The sequence below is a fragment of the Vogesella oryzagri genome (assembly GCF_040148885.1).
Classification (GTDB): domain Bacteria; phylum Pseudomonadota; class Gammaproteobacteria; order Burkholderiales; family Chromobacteriaceae; genus Vogesella; species Vogesella oryzagri.
Map to the genome: position 1 here is coordinate 350,945 of NZ_JBEFLD010000005.1, position 17,283 is coordinate 368,227.

At 60.3% G+C, this 17,283-nt stretch carries 16 protein-coding genes, 1 other RNA gene and 1 riboswitch; of the genes, 6 read left to right on the plus strand and 11 right to left on the minus strand.

Going from position 1 to position 17,283, the window contains the following annotated elements; all coding sequences use genetic code 11:
- Positions 1–124: 124 nt before the first annotated feature.
- The 10 genes from ABNW52_RS11805 to ABNW52_RS11850 form a co-directional block, all read right to left on the minus strand.
- Positions 125–937 carry a sulfite exporter TauE/SafE family protein gene (locus ABNW52_RS11805; protein ID WP_349587937.1) on the minus strand — a complete coding sequence of 271 codons (813 nt, stop codon included), beginning with the start codon at positions 935–937 and terminating at the stop codon, positions 125–127.
- The gene (locus tag ABNW52_RS11810) at positions 937–1,395 is read right to left on the minus strand and encodes an EVE domain-containing protein (RefSeq protein ID WP_349587940.1); all 459 of its coding nucleotides are present in this window, start codon (positions 1,393–1,395) and stop codon (positions 937–939) included. Before ABNW52_RS11810 ends, ABNW52_RS11805 begins: the two co-directional genes overlap by 1 nt.
- A 181-nt stretch (positions 1,396–1,576) precedes the next feature.
- Positions 1,577–2,098 (minus strand): anti-virulence regulator CigR family protein, encoded by a 522-nt coding sequence (locus ABNW52_RS11815; RefSeq protein ID WP_349587943.1) that lies wholly within the window; start codon positions 2,096–2,098, stop codon positions 1,577–1,579.
- Positions 2,099–2,195: 97 nt separating this feature from the next.
- Complete coding sequence (locus ABNW52_RS11820) at positions 2,196–2,789, minus strand: 5-formyltetrahydrofolate cyclo-ligase (RefSeq protein ID WP_349587944.1); 594 nt, start codon at positions 2,787–2,789, stop codon at positions 2,196–2,198.
- Positions 2,790–2,813: 24 nt separating this feature from the next.
- Positions 2,814–2,994, minus strand: a non-coding RNA gene (gene ssrS, locus ABNW52_RS11825) — 6S RNA.
- 28 nt (positions 2,995–3,022) lie between these two features.
- Complete coding sequence (locus ABNW52_RS11830; RefSeq protein WP_349587947.1) at positions 3,023–3,337, minus strand: cell division protein ZapA; 315 nt, start codon at positions 3,335–3,337, stop codon at positions 3,023–3,025.
- Positions 3,334–3,537: a hypothetical protein gene (locus tag ABNW52_RS11835; RefSeq protein WP_349587950.1), complete on the minus strand. Its 204-nt coding sequence runs from the start codon at positions 3,535–3,537 to the stop codon at positions 3,334–3,336. The genes ABNW52_RS11830 and ABNW52_RS11835 overlap by 4 nt, the downstream gene beginning before the upstream one ends.
- 21 nt (positions 3,538–3,558) lie before the next feature.
- Positions 3,559–4,431, minus strand: a complete 873-nt coding sequence (locus ABNW52_RS11840) for a cobalamin-binding protein (protein WP_349587952.1) — start codon at positions 4,429–4,431, stop codon at positions 3,559–3,561.
- Entirely contained in the window at positions 4,428–4,958 is a 531-nt protein-coding gene (gene cobU / locus ABNW52_RS11845; RefSeq protein ID WP_349587954.1) for a bifunctional adenosylcobinamide kinase/adenosylcobinamide-phosphate guanylyltransferase, read from the minus strand. Before cobU ends, ABNW52_RS11840 begins: the two co-directional genes overlap by 4 nt.
- Positions 4,959–4,965: 7 nt before the next feature.
- Complete coding sequence (locus tag ABNW52_RS11850) at positions 4,966–6,933, minus strand: TonB-dependent receptor (protein WP_349587957.1); 1,968 nt, start codon at positions 6,931–6,933, stop codon at positions 4,966–4,968.
- Between the two features lie 120 nt (positions 6,934–7,053).
- Positions 7,054–7,255, minus strand: a riboswitch (cobalamin riboswitch).
- 147 nt (positions 7,256–7,402) lie between these two features.
- Here ABNW52_RS11850 and cobT point away from each other — a divergent pair.
- The 6 genes from cobT to ABNW52_RS11880 all read left to right on the plus strand — a co-directional run bounded on the left by cobT (position 7,403) and on the right by ABNW52_RS11880 (position 16,104).
- The gene (gene cobT, locus ABNW52_RS11855) at positions 7,403–8,440 is read left to right on the plus strand and encodes a nicotinate-nucleotide--dimethylbenzimidazole phosphoribosyltransferase (protein WP_349587958.1); all 1,038 of its coding nucleotides are present in this window, start codon (positions 7,403–7,405) and stop codon (positions 8,438–8,440) included.
- Positions 8,437–9,045 carry a histidine phosphatase family protein gene (locus ABNW52_RS11860; protein ID WP_349587961.1) on the plus strand — a complete coding sequence of 203 codons (609 nt, stop codon included), beginning with the start codon at positions 8,437–8,439 and terminating at the stop codon, positions 9,043–9,045. Before cobT ends, ABNW52_RS11860 begins: the two co-directional genes overlap by 4 nt.
- Positions 9,046–9,067: 22 nt before the next feature.
- Complete coding sequence (locus ABNW52_RS11865; protein ID WP_349587964.1) at positions 9,068–9,889, plus strand: adenosylcobinamide-GDP ribazoletransferase; 822 nt, start codon at positions 9,068–9,070, stop codon at positions 9,887–9,889.
- 186 nt (positions 9,890–10,075) lie between these two features.
- Entirely contained in the window at positions 10,076–13,087 is a 3,012-nt protein-coding gene (locus ABNW52_RS11870) for a beta strand repeat-containing protein (RefSeq protein ID WP_349587966.1), read from the plus strand.
- Between the two features lie 58 nt (positions 13,088–13,145).
- Positions 13,146–14,822 (plus strand): type I secretion system permease/ATPase, encoded by a 1,677-nt coding sequence (locus tag ABNW52_RS11875; protein WP_349587968.1) that lies wholly within the window; start codon positions 13,146–13,148, stop codon positions 14,820–14,822.
- On the plus strand, positions 14,815–16,104 hold the full coding sequence (locus ABNW52_RS11880) for an HlyD family type I secretion periplasmic adaptor subunit (protein WP_349587970.1): 1,290 nt from the start codon (positions 14,815–14,817) through the stop codon (positions 16,102–16,104). The genes ABNW52_RS11875 and ABNW52_RS11880 overlap by 8 nt, the downstream gene beginning before the upstream one ends.
- A gap of 133 nt (positions 16,105–16,237) precedes the next feature.
- Here ABNW52_RS11880 and speB read toward each other — a convergent pair whose 3' ends face one another.
- The gene (gene speB / locus ABNW52_RS11885; protein ID WP_349587972.1) at positions 16,238–17,206 is read right to left on the minus strand and encodes an agmatinase; all 969 of its coding nucleotides are present in this window, start codon (positions 17,204–17,206) and stop codon (positions 16,238–16,240) included.
- Positions 17,207–17,283 lie beyond the last annotated feature (77 nt).

Below are 17,283 nucleotides of genomic sequence, written 5' to 3' on the forward strand. Positions count from 1 at the left end.
CAAAATCAATCGGCCCATTATAACGACGCATGGCAGCGGCGGCGAGGAGCTACACCATTGCCCTTGCCCAAAAAAGCAGCAGGGCTGACCTTGCGGCCAACCCTGCAACATGGCCGGCGGGTTTTCAGCCCTGCCGCAGCAGTCCGAGCAGCATCTGGCTGGCCATCACCACCATCAGCACGGCAAAGGCCTTTTTCAGCTTGGCCACCGGCAGCGCATGCGCCGCACGCGCGCCCAGCGGCGCCAGCAGCACCGTCATCAGCATCAGCGCCAGCATTGCCGGCAGATAGACAAAGCCGGCGGCGCCCCACGGCAGGCCGGGTTGCTGCCAGCCGCTGGCCAGGTAGCCGATAGCGCCGGAGATCGCGATCGGCCAGCCCAGCGCGGCGCTGGTGGCAATGGCGGTGTGCACCGGCACATTGCACCAGCCCATGAACGGCACGCTCATCGAGCCGCCGCCGATGCCCACCCAGCTGGACACCATGCCGATGACGCCGCCGGCGGCGCTTTGCCCGACCTGGCCCGGCATCTCGCGGCTGGCTGCCGGCTTGGCGCCGAAGAACATCTGCGCGCCAATCACGTAGGCATACAGCACGAAGAACCAGCGCAGTTCATGGCTGGGAATCAGGCTGGCCAGCAGGCTGCCGCCAAAGGTGCCCAGCACCATGCCCGGCGCCATGCCGCGCACGATGCGCCAGTCCACCGCCCCCTTCTTGTGGTGTGCTAGCACGCTGGAAAAGCTGGTGAACACCATCACCGCCAGCGAGGTGCCCACCGCCAGGTGCTGCACGTGGTTGCCGCCCAGATGCGCCGCCTCCAGCACGCCCACCACCACCGGCACGATCACCAGCCCCCCGCCGACGCCGAGCAGGCCGGCCAGAAAGCCGGCCACGGCACCGAAAGCCAGCAATACCGCAAACATAGTCAACGACAGCATCAGAGCACCACCTCGTGCAGGTAGGTCCACTCCTCTGCCGTCACCGGGGTAATCGACAAGCGGTTGCCGCGCTTGAGCACCCTCATCTCGGCCAGCAGCGGGTGCTGGCGCAGCTCTTGCGGCGACACCAGCCGCGTCTTCTTCACAAAGCGCACATCCACGCACAGCCAGCGCGGATTGGCCGGGTCGGATTTGGCATCGTGATACGGGCTGGCGGCATCGAACTGGCTGGAATCCGCATGTGCGGCGGTCGCCACCTCGGCGATGCCGGCGATGCCGGGCTCGGGGCAGGAGGAATGCCAGAACAGCAGCAAGTCGCCCGGCTGCATGCCGTCGCGCATGAAATTGCGGGCCTGGTAATTGCGCACGCCGGTCCATTCGAACAGCTTGTCAGGGTTGGCCGCCAGGTGGTCGATGCCCACCTCGTCCGGCTCGGACTTCATCAGCCAGTAGCGCATGGCTCTCTCCGTCGGCTGGCATCGCCGCCAGCCCTGTGATTGCAACAATGCCGGCATTATCCCCGCCAGCAGCCGCGGCCGTCATCCCTTTTGGCCAGCCGCCCGCCAGACCTGCGCGCCGGAAAACGACAAGGCCGCCCGGCATGCCGGGCGGCCTTGTAACTGGGGACGATAGCGCTGCTTAGTGCAGGAACACGTCTTTCAGTATCTCGTGCACGATCAAGGTGCCGACGGTGACCAGCAACAGGTCGGTTCCCACCACCTGCCATTCGTAGCCCGGGTGCTGTGGCAGGCGCACCAGCAGGTCGTGCGGCACCTGCCGCTTGGCAATCCCCGGCGGCAGCGGTTTGCCACGAGCCAGGTTCATGCGGATGCCCGGCGGCAGCGCGCGGTAATCGCGGTAGTCCAGATGCGACTCGTAAGCGAAGCGGCGGGCGTCGGTTACGCTGATGCCGCCACGCTGATAGCGCTGCTCACCAGTGCTGTGTTTGCTCTGTTTGTCGTGGCGCTGGCCGTGCTCGGGCTTGCCATGCGACTTGCCATGCTGCTGCCCCGACAGGATCACCGTCTTGCCATAGCCGTCGTCCTGACCATGGTTACCGTTATTGCCCTTGCCTTCCGGCGGGGCGGCCAACACCGGCATGCCCACCAGGGACAGACTGATGGCGGCCAACAGTGCCTTTTTGTGCCAATCGCTTTTCATCGGGCGACTCCTGTGAAATGACAGTTTCAGCCTATCAGACTGCGGCGCAGTTATCGTTACGAAAAGTGTGCGGCTATGTGACCGAATGCGACAGCATTCAGCGGAAGCGGTAGAGCCCGCTCTCGGTCACCAGGTAGTCCAGACGCACATCCCACGACTCGCGCGGCACGCGCGCCACGCGCTGGCAGTCATAGGCCACACCGATCAGCACCGGGCGGCGCCACAAGGGATGGCGCTGACGGAAGGCCAGCGTGGTGTCGTAAAAGCCGCCACCCTGCCCCATGCGGTAGCCCTGCTCATCTACCGCCAGCAACGGCACAAACAGCACGTCCAGCTTCTCCGCCCGCAGGCAGACGCCATCGTACTCGGCAATGCCGTAGCGCGGATGCTGGTACCAGCGCCGCTCGCCACCCAGCCGGCTAAACCACAGCCGGCGGCTACCGGCCGGAATCTGCGGTAGGAAGATATTGCTGCCGCGCCACAAGGCGGTACTGATCAGCACATCCAGATCGAGTTCGGAGCCGGCGGCAAGATAGGCACCGATACGCTTGTCGCGGCGCAGAAAACGGGAGGCATGCCGCGTCACCGCGCGCATCGCGGCCGCGCGCTGTTGCGGCGTCAACGCCATGCGCGCGCGGCGCACCAAGCGGCGTAACGCCTGTTTGTCGGCAACGGGATGATTAACAGTCATGAGGCAGACTTGGCCGGGGGATGGGAGTCCCCCGCGAGTGTCGATCCGGCAAAATTCGCTTGTACCCTGTTTCCAGGGGGTCGCCTGCACGCTGCTTCGGGCACACCCACGAGGGGCGCGGCACACCTGCAACTTCTACTAGCAACCAAAGCGAACGCATTGGTACAAAGGAATTTAGGAGCCTTCTCGAACACCGCAGGGGGTAAACGAATGTTCTGTATCGTCAGCAGCGGCTAGAACAGCTTTTGCTGACTGGCGGACAGCGCCTGATCGGCTGCCTCGCTCATGGTGTGTATTTTACGCTGGATTGTGGCCATCTCCAAGCCACCATCACCAACTTTTACCTTCAGCAGATCGTGGGCGATATTCAGTGCCGCCATGATCGCCACCTTGTCGGCGTCCATCACCCGGCCACCGGCCTGAATGGTGTCGATCTTGTCGGCCAGCAGACGCACCGCCTGCTCCAGCGTGGCGCGCTCATCACTGGGCGTGCCGATGGTGAACTGACGCCCCAGCAGGGTCACGTCGACCTGAACCACATCGCTCATGCCTCTTCCTCCTTGGGCAGCCGCTCCATCAGCGCGGCCACGCGGTGGCGGGTTTCTTCCAGCGCAAACTTCAGCTCGGCATTGTCGCGCAGCGATTCGCCCAGCGCGGCGGCAAGGCGACTGTTTTGCGCATCCAGCTCGTGCAGGCGCGCAATCAGCGCGGCGACACGGCTTTCCAGATAGTCGAGTTCATGTTCCATGGCGGCGAGGATAACGGGGCGTCAGGAGGGCGTCAAACCCAGCTTGCGCCGGGCGCTGTTCAACGCGGCACACACGTTGGCCGCACCTTGCAGCAGGCGCGGGCCGGGCCGGCTGACCGGATCGGGCGCCAGCGTGAACTGCAGCCGCTCGCGCACCGCCGGCAGCTGCGGCCAACGTTGCCAGCGCGCGTGCAACGTGGCATCGAGCGCCAGCATCACTTGCGGCCGGGCGGCCAATACCGCCTCGGTGCTGACCTGCGGTGCCGGCAACGGCGCATCGGCAAATACATTGCGCCCGCCGCACAGCGTCAGCAAGGAGCCAAGAAAGCTGCGACTGCTGACGGTAAACAGCGGGTTGTCGCCCACCTGCACGAACACCCGCAACGGTGCCGCGCGCGCATGCTGTCGCTGCAGCGCCCGCAGCCCGGTTTCATAACGCCGCGCGGCCGCCTCGGCAGGTGCGACGCGGCCGGTCAGCGTGCCCAGCCGGCGCAATTCGCTGGCGACATCCGCCAACGCCACCGGCGCACTGATGTACACCGGCACGCCCAGCTCGCGCAGCCGCGCCAGCTCGCGGCCATTGCCGCCATCGCGCCAGGCCACCACCAGGTCCGGCTGCTGGCGCAGCACCGCCTCCAGGCTGATACCGCTGTAACCGCCGACGCGCGGCAGCTGTCGCGCCGCCGGCGGGTAATCGCTGTAATCCACTGCCGCCGCCAGTTGCCGCTCGGCACCGATGGCGTACAAGTCTTCCACCAGATGCGGTGTCAACGCCACGATGCGCTGAGCCGGCAGCGGCAGCGACACGGTTTGTCCCATGCCGTCGCGCACGCTGACCTGCGCCAGCGCCGGCCAGGCCGCCAGCACGCCGGCGGCCAACAGCAGCCGTCTCATGCCGGCCCTTTCAGACACAAAGGTTGGCCGCAGGCCACCAGGGTGACCTGCTGGCACACGGTCGCCAGCGCCTGATTCAGCCAGCCCAGTTCATCCACAAACACGCGGGTTTCCGCCCCCAGCGGCACCACGCCCCAGCCGATCTCATTGGTCACCAACAGCACGCTGGCCGGCGTCGCCGCCAGCGCTGCCAGCAAGGCGTCGCGCTGCCGCTGCCAGCCGGCCTGATCAAAACCACCATCAGCACCGAAAAAACGCATCAACCACATGCCCATGCAATCCACCAGCAACAGCTCGCCAGCCGCGGCACCGGCCAGCACCGGCGCTAGCGCCTGGCCGGCTTCGGTCAGCTGCCAGTGCGCCGGCCGCCGCTGCTGATGCCGGGCGATACGCTCGGCAAACGCCCCATCGCCGGCACGCCGCTCGGCGGTGGCCACGTAGCGTACCGGGCCGGCATGCGCCAGCGCCAGTTGCTCGGCATGACGGCTCTTGCCGCTGCGGGCGCCGCCGGTGATGAGGTGTTTCATTGCAGGATCAGTAGCTCAGGGTCAGCGAAGCCTGCATGGTACGCCCGCTACCCGGGTACAAGTTGTAGTAGTCAGGGCCCGTAGCACCGTGGCGGATACCATAGCTGGCGTACTGCTTGTCGAACAGGTTGTTCACCGCCAGGCTCACATCGACATGCTTGCTGTACTGGTGGCTAAGCTTGAGGTTGGTCAGGGTATAGGCGGACAGCTGGGCGGCGAACTGGTTGGCCTGGTCGTTATCCAGGCGCTGTTTGCCGACATACTGCAGCTCCATGCCCACACGGGTGGCCTGCTGCGGCAGCCAGGTCAGGCCGACGTTAGCCAGCCAGTGCGGCACCATCGGCACGGTGTTGCCGGCAAGATCGACACCTCCAGCCACGCCGGAACGGAACTTGGCCTGCTGCCAGGTCAGGTTACCGTTGAGCTGCCACTGCGGCGCCAGCTGGGTCTTGCCTTCCAGTTCAACACCCTGGCGGCGGGTCGGGTCCAGGTTGACGTTGGCACCATAGTCCCCTGCAAGTGGGTTGTAATGAATTTCGTTGTTCAGATCGTAGCGGAACAGCGCGGCACGTGCGCTGCTACTGCCCTGCTGCCAGGCCACGCCGATTTCCTTGTCATGTGAAGTCTGCGGTACCAGAAACTGGATAACACCTGCCTGCTCGTCGGTATTGGCAATGCGGAAGCTCTGGCCCAGCTTGGCATATACGTCCAGATTGGTATTCAGCGCCTGGCGGATACCCAGTTGCCAGGCGTGCAGCTCCTGCTGTTTCTGGTAGCTGGGGGCATAACCAGTCAGATCGTGCACATCGTCATCCACATGCTGGTTACGCACGCCGATATTCACGGTGGTGCCTGCCTGCGGGCGCAGCAGGGCATCGGCGAATACACCCAGCAGCTGCTGCTTGATACGGCTGGCCGGGCTCAGCGTCATGCCATTGTCCACGTCGGTGGCGGTATTCTGCCCATCCACCCCCACTGCCAGGCGGTGAGCGCCCAGCTCACGTTCGTAGCGCAGGCTGCCATTGCTTTCATCGGTGCTGCGCTGATCCAGCCAACTACTCTGGCTACTGAAGATATTTTTGTGACGCTGGGCCAGATCCAGGTACAGCAGGCCACCGGCCAGTTCCTGTCGCGCCTGCAGGCCATAGTCCTGGGTGCGGGTTTCCGCGTAATCGTGCGGCTTTTTGGTGCCGCGCGGGTCCTGTACGAACTCGTCCACCCCGGTAGTCGGGTCAACTTTACGCGCCCCCGGCAAGCGCAGGCCCTGGTTGCTGTTGCGCGCGTAGAAGCGCACATCGCCGCCATCGTGGCGCCAGATGGCGCTGATGCCGCCGTTATCGTTGCGCTCGGCATTGTTACGGCGATAGTTATCGCTGGTCATCGACTGCACGTAGGCATCCAGTGCCACCTGTGCGCTAGCCTGGTGCACAGCCACGTCCAGCTGCTTCAGGTCCTGGCTGCCCACGGTAAAGGTGGCACGCACGCTGGGCTGATCCTTGAAACCATTGCGGGTAATGATGTTGATCACACCGCCGGTGGTGCCGCCGCCATAAGCCACCGCACCGCTACCACGCACTACTTCGATGCGCTCGATCGCCTGCAGCGGGATACCGGACAGGTTAGGCGGAGCCAGGTCATTGGTATTCTGCTTGATGCCATCCACCAGAATCAGCGTGTTGCTGATATCTGTCACACCAAAACCACGCAGATCCACCTCCGCGTTAGCAGGAGAACCAGTTCTATTGAACACATGTACGCCGGCCACGGTGGACAGCAGTTCCTGCACGGTGCGTGCCGGGCTGCTGGCGATGTCGGCGGCGGTGATCACGGTAACGTTGGCCGGCAGTTCGCTGGCCTTGTCGGCCACGCGGGTAGCCGTCACCACCACTTCGTCCAGCTGGGTAACGGCAGCGGCCAGGACGGCCGGGGCACAGGCCAGCGCTACCAGCGCGGCCAACGGTTTGTAGTTGAACATTGAGTCACACTCCAGGAAGAAAAAAACGGAGTGCGGAGAAATAAAGGACAACGCCAGCGGCAATAACGGCTGCGGACTGTCAGATCGCCTCCCCGCGATGCTCCAGCAAGGACGCGATTCCGCCACGTCCGATTGCAGGCCGGTCTCCGGGCTTGGCCTTGCGGGGCGACGCCTTCCCGCCCATCGGGCAGTGGCTATGTGGTCGCTCCTGGATGACGGGCGTCATCAGGCCTTACCGTTGCGGGGGCAGCGCCGGACTTGTACCGGCTTCCCGTTTCATCCGGCATGTTACATACCGGACACCTGCAGGACACAGATTATACCCGCAGCCGGCAGTGCCTGCCGCAGCGCGCGGCAATTTGCTTATTCCGTCTCAAGACAATTGCCAGCACGCAGAGGCTGCCGTATGGTCGCGCCATAGTCATCCGCCGGCCACGCCCATGCGCGCGCCGCGTCAGAAGGAAGTAGCATGCCCCGTATTCCCGCCCCCGATTCCGCCGCCTGCCTCGCCGCCGCCGCGCGTCAGCAACAGCTGACCAAGCCCGCCGGCAGCCTGGGCAAGCTTGAGGAGCTCGCCATTACCCTGGCCGGCCTGCAAGGCCGCGACATTCCGCTGCCGCTGAAGCCGGCCATCACCGTCTTCGCCGGCGACCACGGCGTATGCGCCGAAGGCGTGTCCGCCTACCCGCCGGAAGTCACCGCCGCCATGGTGGCCAACTTCGTGCACGGCGGTGCCGCCATCAGCGTACTGGCGCGCGCCAACCAGGCGCGGCTGGAGGTGGTGGATGCCGGCGTCGCCGCCGACCTGGCCGCGCTGCCCGTGGTGCACGCCAAGGTGCGTGCCGGCAGTGGCAACATCCGCCGCGAACCGGCGATGAGCGCCAAACAGTGCGCCGCCGCGCTGGAGGTTGGCCGCATGGCTGCACGCCGCGCCATTGCCGACGGTGCCAGCCTGCTGATCGCCGGCGACATGGGCATCGGCAACACCACGCCGTCGGCGGCGCTGATCTGCCGCCTGACCGGCCACCGTCCGGAAGCCATTGTCGGCCGCGGCACCGGCGTCGGCGACCAGGCGCTGCACCTGAAATGCCAGGTGGTCGCCGATGCGCTGGCGCGCGTCGGCTCGGCGCCGCTGGACGGCATCACGCTGCTAGCCGAGCTGGGCGGGCTGGAAATCGCCGCCATCGCCGGCTTCTACCTGGAAGGCGCGGCACAAGGCGTGCCGCTGCTGCTGGACGGTTTCATCAGCACCGCCGCCGCGCTGGCGGCGCAGGCCATCGCCCCGGACATCACCCCGTGGCTGCTGGCCAGCCACTGCTCGCAGGAAACCGGCCACGCGCTGGCACTGGCCAGCCTGGGGCTGACGCCGCTGATCGACTTCGGCCTGCGCCTAGGCGAGGGCTCCGGCGCCGCGCTGGCGCTGCCGCTGCTGCAGCAGGCCATTGCCCTGCATGCCGGCATGGCCACCTTTGCCGAGGCTGGCGTGGCAGGCAAAAGCGCGCCGTGAACCCGTACACCCTGACCCTGCTGCGCCACGGCGACATCGACCACCATGGCCGGCTGATCGGCAGCAGCGACCTGCCGCTGAACGATGCCGGCCGCGCGGCAATGGCCGCCAGCTGGCAGCGCATCGTGCGCCACGCACCGGTAACCTGCATCGCCACCTCGCCGCTGCAACGCTGTCGCGAGTTCGCGGTGCAACAGGCGCTGGCCTGCGGCGTGCCGCTGCATGTGGCACCGCTGCTGGCCGAATGCGACTTCGGCAGCTGGGAGCAGCGCCCGCTGGCGGAGATCGCCGCCACCACGCCGGATTGGCAGACACTGCTGGCCCGCGGCCTGCTGACGCCGGAAGGCGGTGAGCGCTTCGATGCCTTTCGCACCCGGGTGCTAGCCGGCTTCAGCGCGTGGCAGCAGCAGGCGCGCGGCAGCCACCGCGTACTGGTCAGCCACGGCGGCGTGATCAACGTACTGCTGGCCGAGCTGCTGGGTACCGATTTCAATGTCGCCCGGCTGATGGCGGTGCAGCGCGGCGGCTTCGTACAGCTGTCTATTCTCGACGGCCATCCGGCCTACCTGCTGCGGCTGGAAACGCCGGACCTCTCCACCCCATGACAGCCTGCGGCCAACCTTTGCCATGCGTTCGCTGATTCTTGCCATCCAGTTCCTGACCCGGCTGCCCACGCCGCAGCTGAAAACCTTCGACCCGGCCTGGCTGGCCGATGCCGCGCGCTGGTTCGCACCGGTGGGCCTGCTGGTCGGCGCGGTGGTGTGGCTGGCGATGCTGGCCGGCAGCCTGTTCGACCCATGGCTGGCGGCCTTGCTGGGGCTGCTGGCCTGGCTGTGGGTCACCGGCGGGCTGCACGTCGACGGGCTGGCCGATCTGGCCGATGCCCAGGGCGCGGCGCACCGTTCGCGCGAACGCTTTCTGGAAGTGCTGAAAGACCCGCACCTGGGCAGCTTCGGCGTGATGAGCATGGCGATGCAGCTGATCGCCAAGCTGGTGCTACTGATGCTGCTGCTGAAGTTCTCGCTGACGGCGGCCGGTTATCCCCCAGATGGACTGCGCTTATCCGGGCTAGCAACTCTATCCGGGCAGGCAGGCGAGACAGCTGGCGGGGTGAGCACCCTGGCGGTCAAGCTTGCGCCGCTGCTGCTGCTGCCGGCGTGGGCGCGGCTGTTCACCGTGGCGTGGTCGGCGACGCTGCCCAGCCTCGCCGCCGGCAGCGGCGAGCGCTTCGCCTGGCGCACGCACTGGCCCAGCTTCTGGCTGAGCGCCGCGCTGCTGGCCGCCGCCTCGTACTGGCTGGCGCCGGTACTGTTGCTGGCGCCGCTGGCCGGGCTGTGGTGGTGGGCGTACCTGAAGCGGAAACTGGGCGGCATGACCGGCGACTGCCTCGGCGCCGGCATCGAGCTGTGCGAGAGCCTGTTGTTGCTGCTGTTGCTGATCCCGCACTGAACCGGCCACCCCATGAAAAAACCGCGCCCGGGCTGCATCCGGCGCGGTTTTGTGTTGGCGGCCAACGTTGGCCGCAGGCAGGCGGCTTACAGCGTGCCCGCCACCTTCTTGTTGCGCAGCAGGCACAGCATGTCACAGGCGATGTGCGCGGCGGCGATGGCGGTGATTTCGCTCTGGTCGTAGCTCATGATCGAGTCCTTGAAAACCCATGCTGTTGCTTTATATCACCAGCGTCAACCATCCCATACAAACCAGACACAATTTCTTGCATTAGTACAAAACACATGGAAACATTACATATGCAAATCAATTGTCTTGGAGCATGACATGGCAACTTTCCAGGGGCTGGATACCACCATCGTGGAATCCCCAAATTTTGGCTTTTCCTATAGTGAATTCGTGGCCAGCTTGGATGACACCCAAGTCAACATGCTAAAAGCCATTCAAGAGCTCCAAGCGGGGGCCTATGGCACACCATATGCAGATGCCAATCCAGATGATTCTGGAGCAGCCATCTGGATAGATTTTGGTAATTTCAATGGTTGGGTTCACATCAAGCCTCTGGCTCTAGCATCCAGCAATTCTTTCTCTGCAATCGTTGATGCCGTAGACATAAACTCAATCAAGTACGACGCCAACTTCGGCTGGAATGGCAACGTCGGCATGTCCATAACGCTGAGAGATCCCGTCGAGAACACATCGGTCGTAATCACCAAGAATACTGCAACCGAAGTTTATTTTGGCACCAATAGTAACCATGGTTCCAATATCGCATTCATCGGCAGTTTCAAGCTGGGCTACAACAGTGGCAGCTTGGCCATGCAGAGTGTCATCAGCAGTCCCATGCAGTTTTCCGGTCAAGCCAGTGAGGTGTATCTGGTTTACTTCAATGAAGAAACTACCGACATCACCAATGACTGGAACTATGTAAAAATCAAAGGCAGCTTTGCGGTAAAGGATGGTGAGATCACCACCGGCACCATCACGAGCTACGAATATGGAACCGGTGTCGGCGGCGAAGAGGACTCTAATGCACCAGTTTTTGTGAAAACTGGCGGAGTTGACAAATTGTCTGTTTCTGCTGCCGATTTAATTTCACAATTGAACAGCGATGGCTTCGATGCCTTGTCCAAACTGACCTACGCTGGCAACGACACTATTTCTGGCACAGATAGTGATAATTATCTGGATGGCGGCCTTGGAAATGACACGATCCAGGGCTTGGCGGGAACTGACCAGATATTTGGAGGCTTGGGCAATGACATCCTTGATGGTGGCGAAGGGGATGACACCATCGACGGTGGCGCCGGCATAGACAAGATTACCGACCTCAGCGGCAACAACATCATCACCGATATGGAAGGTGTAGCCACCATCACTACCGGCGCAGGTGATGACAACATCCACGCTGGCAATGGTAGCAACAAGATCATTGCCGGAGATGGCAACAATCATATCTTAGCTGGCTACGGAAAAACTGAATATGCTCTCTGGAATTGGGGGAACAACGGTACTGGCAGTAACTTCGTTACCACCGGAAATGGCAAAAACTTCATTGTTACGGGAAATGGTAACGACAAGATTGTCACCGGTGACGGGGGAAATTACATAGATGCTGGAGAGGGAAGCAATCAAATTACAGCCGGCGATGGCAATAATGAGATCTTTAGCGGAAAAGGAAATGATATAGTTATCTCTGGCAATGGAGACAACTATATTGATGTGTGGAATGGAAACAATCAAGTTTCTGTTGGCAATGGCCAAAATATAATTTATGCCATCAATGGCAATAATAAAATTGTGGCCGGTGATGGTAAAGCTGCCGTAGATGAAAATCTCAATCCGATTTTAGACGCAGACACCAACCAACCAGTCATCCTCGGCAACCAGATTTATGTTGTATATGGCAATAATATCATCACCACCGGCAAGGGTAATGACCATATCGAAGCTGGCAGCGGCACCAACAAAGTCGTTGCCGGCGATGGTGACAATGAAGTCTGGGCAGGGATTTCCTTCGAAGAAAATGCCGAATTTTTCAACCCTATTCCTGCGGAGAATGCCGGTAACAATACCATCACTACCGGCGCCGGGAATGATCATATTCTGTCGGCCAATGGGCATGACAAAATCACAGCCGGCAATGGCAACAATTATGTAAACGCTTTTGGCGGCAATAACACTATTACGACTGGTACAGGTAACGATACCATTGCAGTTGGCTCCGGCAACGACAAGATCACCGCAGGGGACGGCAACAATATCATCACCGCGGGCGATGGCAGCAACACCATTACCACTGGCGCCGACAACGATAGCATCACCACAGGCAGTGGCAACGACAAGATCACTGCAGGAGATGGCAACAATATCATCTCCGCGGGCGATGGTATCAACACCATCACCACTGGTAGCGGTAACGATAACATCACCGCGGGCAGCAGCAATAACAAGATCACGGCCGGCAATGGCGACAATATCGTCACCGTAGGTAATGGTGCCAACACCATTACCACTGGCACCGGCAACGATAGCATCACTACAGGTAACAGCAATGACATGATTGCTGCCGGCAATGGCGACAATATTGTCAGCGCCGGCAATGGCGCGAACATAATCACTACGGGCATCGGTAACGATGACATCACCGCAGGCAGCGGCAATGACAAGATCACCGCAGGGGATGGCAACAACACCGTTCACGCCGGAGCCGGCAATGACCTTCTCAAAGGAGGTGCGGGAGTAGATCACTTGTCCGGAGAGAGTGGCAACGACACACTTGTCGCCGGGGCCGGTGACGACATCCTCTCCGGTGGCGCAGGCAAAGATGTACTGACGGGCGGCACTGGCGCAGACATTTTCCGTTTCGACTTCCTCGAAACTGATGCCCTCCTGCTCGACACCGTTACTGACTTCAAGAGTGGCGAAGATCAATTGCAGTTCGATACAGAGGTATTCACTGCTCTGCAGAATATCACGACAATTAACGATCTGGGGAAGGCTCTGCTCATCGGTTCCGGAAAAACAACCGCCGAGGACACTGATCAACACCTGATCTATGACAGCAAGGCCGGCAAGCTGTATTACGATGCAGATGGCAATGGTACCGATGCTTCATCTATCCTCGTTGCCAACGTCAAAGGTGTAACAATAGACGACTTTGCGAAGTCTTTTGGCCTCGTTGGTGCCCCCATCTAAGTAAAGTCGATAAAACCCTTCAGGGCCTCTGCCAGCAGCAGGGGCCCTTTTTTGCATAATGAAAATCTATTCCCTGATCCATCAATTTTTCGGCAAACACATCACGCACTGCATCCTGTTTAGCGTGTTTATCAACCTTGCCAACCTCGCACCATCTGTTTACATGCTGCAGGTCTACGACCGCGTTTTGCCAAATCGTAGCAATGAAACCCTGATCATGCTGACCCTGCTTGCGGCCTATTTCCTGGTCGCGCAATCAATTCTTGACTACCTGCGGGGGCGTCTGCTGTCTGAAGCGGCTATGCAACTAGAACAGACCATCAGCACACAGGCCATCCAACAGCACCTTCAGGACAAAATTTCCATTAAAAAGCAACCAGATCATCCACTATTGAAAGATATTGCCACCCTGCGTCACTTTATTGGGGGTCACAGCCTAGTCGCTCTGCTGGATGCACCATGGTTTATTTTCTACCTCTTAGTGATTTACTGGTTTCATCCGCTTTTAGGCAATATTGCTCTGGCAGGCAGCCTACTACTGGTCATACTTGCCCTACTGAGTGAGCATAGTAGCAAGCAATTTGTTCAGACAAGTCAGCCGCTCATCAGACAGGCCAGTCAGATGATCGATGATGCTTATCAGCACAGTCAGGTCATCTGTTCGATGCACATGCAACCAGCCATCATCAACCGCTGGCAACAGCAACAGCAACAGATCAGTTCTGTTATCCGCACATTTGGGAAATTAGCCGGAAAAATCAGTAGTCATAGCAAACTGATCCGGCAACTACTGCAAATTGCCATGATGGGTGCCGGTGCCTATCTGGTTATCGACCAGCATCTTTCATCTGGCGTCATGTTAGCTACTACTATCATTCTAGGTAAGGCACTGGCCCCCGTGGAAAGCCTGACCGGAAGTTGGAAAACGATCGTCCAGGCCATGATCGCATTACGCAACCTCAGCCCACTGCTTGCCAGCCCTACCAGCAAGTCACCTACCCTGCCTTCAGCGATTGCAGGACATCTGACTGTAGAAAGCGTCACGATTTTTGGTCAGCGCCCAGATATCCAGATCCTGAGAAATATCAGTTGGCGCCTTGAGGCAGGCAAGCAGCTTGCCATCATCGGTCCCAGTGGTTCTGGCAAGACCACCCTGGCACGAGTCATCGCGGGTGCCACCTACTGTGATACTGGCAGTGTACGTTTGGATGGCATCGACTATGCTAATGGCACCACTCCTCAAATGGGGCGGCACATCGGCTATCTACCTCAAGACCTGTCGCTGATGTCGGGCACAGTGGCAGAGAATATCAGTCGGTTCCAGCAAGCAGACCATGACAAGACCATCACTGCCAGTTGCATGGCAGGTGCCCATGAAATGATCCTGAAGTTGCCCGCCAGTTACGAAACCTTAATCGGTGAAGGGGGTATTCAACTATCAGGCGGCCAACTACAACGCATTGCCTTGGCTCGCGCACTCTACGATCAGCCTGCGTTGGTCGTTTTGGATGAACCCAACACATATTTGGATCATGAAGGTGAACAGGCCTTGCAAGCGACGCTCTTGCAACTGAAAGCGCAGGGCACCACTACCGTTATCATCACCCATCGCCCCAGCCTGACTCAACACGCCGACCAGCTTCTGGTCATGAATGCCGGTCGTGTCGAAAAAATGGGTAATCGCGCCGACATCCTGGCACTAGCACATCCCTCCCAGCACGTAAGCCATGCATAGCGAACTCAACTCCATCAAGCAGCGCGGAACATTTGTCATCATCACTGCATTTGTCATTGCTGGCGCATGGCTAGCACTCGCCCCCATTAGCAAAACTGTTACCGCCAGTGGGATGTTGAAAGTTAGCGAATACAAAAAGGTCATCCGCCACCAAAATATTGCCACCGTCACAGCCATTCATGTGCGAGATGGTGAGCATGTTCATCGCGGACAACGTCTGCTCTCCCTTGAAAACAGTGAGCAATTGGCCAACCTCAATAATCTCACTACTGAAATTTTTGCAGAACACGCCAAGATTAGCCGCTTGCAGGCCGAAATTAATGGCAAAACGGCCATCGCTTTTGATACCACCCTGATTACCGCAGCCAAGCTGGATACTAATCTCGCCAAGATACTGCAACAGGAAAGCCTGCTATTCAAATCCAGGATGGCACTACAGATATCTATGCAACAGAATATCCGCGATAGCCTGCAGGCGATTTCATTTGAGATTCAATCCCGGAATAGCAGACTGACTACGATCCAACAGTCCAGAGCCATCGCTGAACACGATCTGGAAAACTTCAAGCGTCTCAAAGAAGAGAATTTTTTTTCGGAAAACAAAGTGAATGAACAGCGCCGCGTCGTCAACGACTATATTGACAGACAACAAGAAGCATATTCCGATATTGCCCAAGCCCGTCAGCGGCTGGCACAATACCGGACACAGCTCGCGGAAATTCGGGATAATTTTATTTCCAACAGCGCCGCAGAGCTTAAAGATGCAAGTAAGCGCTTGGCTACCTTGCAAGTAAGCAATCTTCCGGCGAATCAATCATTCAAGGACACGACCATCCTCAGCCCGGTCAATGGCACCGTGATGGGGCTTAAAGTTCATACCATCGGTTCTGCCATCGGCGCACTGGACGCCGTGCTTGAAATTGTGCCGGATAGCCAGCAGATGAGTATCGATGCCCGGCTGGACCTCAACTCAATCAGGCACATTCGGCTGAATCAGCAAGCTGAAATCCGCTTCCCGGCATTACCCATCAAGAGTACCCCCCTAGTCAAGGGCATCATCACTTATATTGCCTCTGACGCCACGATTGATGCAAATTCTGGCGAAGCCTATTATGCGATCAAGGTTTCACCGCTACTTGATGCAACAAATCGTGCGTTGCACAGAGATTTCAGGCCCGGCATGCTGGCTGAAATCTACATTCAGACGGGTAACAGCACGCCTCTGCAATACCTGATGGAGCCGTTACGTGATGCGGTTCCCAAGGCATTCCGCGAGTCGTAAGCAACATCCGACGACGAGTAACCGCCCCACCTATTATTGAATCGGCAGCTTGCCACCCCATGAAAAAACCGCGCCCGGTCTGCACCCGGCGCGGTTTTGTGTTGGCGGCCAACGTTGGCCGCAGGCAGGCGGCTTACAGCGTGCCCGCCACCTTCTTGTTGCGCATCAGGCACAGCATGTCACAGGCAATGTGGGCGGCGGCGATGGCGGTGATTTCGCTCTGGTCGTAGCTCGGCGCCACTTCCACCACGTCCATGCCGACGATGTTCAGATCGCCCAGGTTGCGGATGATCTTCAGCGCCTGCGCGGTGGTGAGGCCGCCCGGTACCGGGGTGCCGGTGCCCGGCGCAAATGCCGGGTCGAGACAGTCGATGTCGAAGGTGACGTACACCGGCGCGTCGCCGATGGTTTTCTTGATCTCGGCGATGGTGGCGTCGACGCCGTTGTCGTGCACCCACGGCGCGCCCAGCACGTTGAGGCCCATGAAGTCGTCGTTCCAGGTGCGGATGCCGACCTGTACCGATTTGGCCGGATCGATCAGGCCTTCCTTCACCGCCTTGTAGAACATGGTGCCGTGGTTGAGGCTGTCCGGATCGTCATCCTGCCAGGTATCGCAGTGGGCATCGAAGTGCAATAATGCCAACGGCTTACCGTATTTTTCGGCGTGTGCGATCAACAGCGGGTAGGTGACGAAGTGGTCGCCGCCGAAGGTCAGCATCTTGGCGCCGGAGGCGAGGATGGTGCGCGCGTGCTCGACGATGGACGGCTTGATGGTGAGCGGGTTGTGCGCATCGAACCAGCAATCGCCGTAATCGATCACCGCCAGATCGTCGAACGGGTCGAAGCCCCACGGGTAGGGCTTCAGCTCGGCCAGCTGCACGCTGGCAGCGCGGATCGCCTGCGGGCCCTGACGCGCGCCGCTGCGGAAGGTAACGGACAGGTCCAGCGGAATGCCGGATACCACCACGTCCGCGCCTTCCAGATTGCGCGTGTAGTTGCGGCGCATGAAGGACAGCACGCCGGCGTAGGTATTTTCGATGGAGGAGCCGTACAGGCTCTGGCGGCGGATGGCGCCATCACCCTTGATTTGATCGTCAGACATGTTCGCTCCTGATAGAGAGCACGCCGTGGTGACGCCACGGCGATTACCGTCCATCTGTACAGCCGACGGTTTGAGGC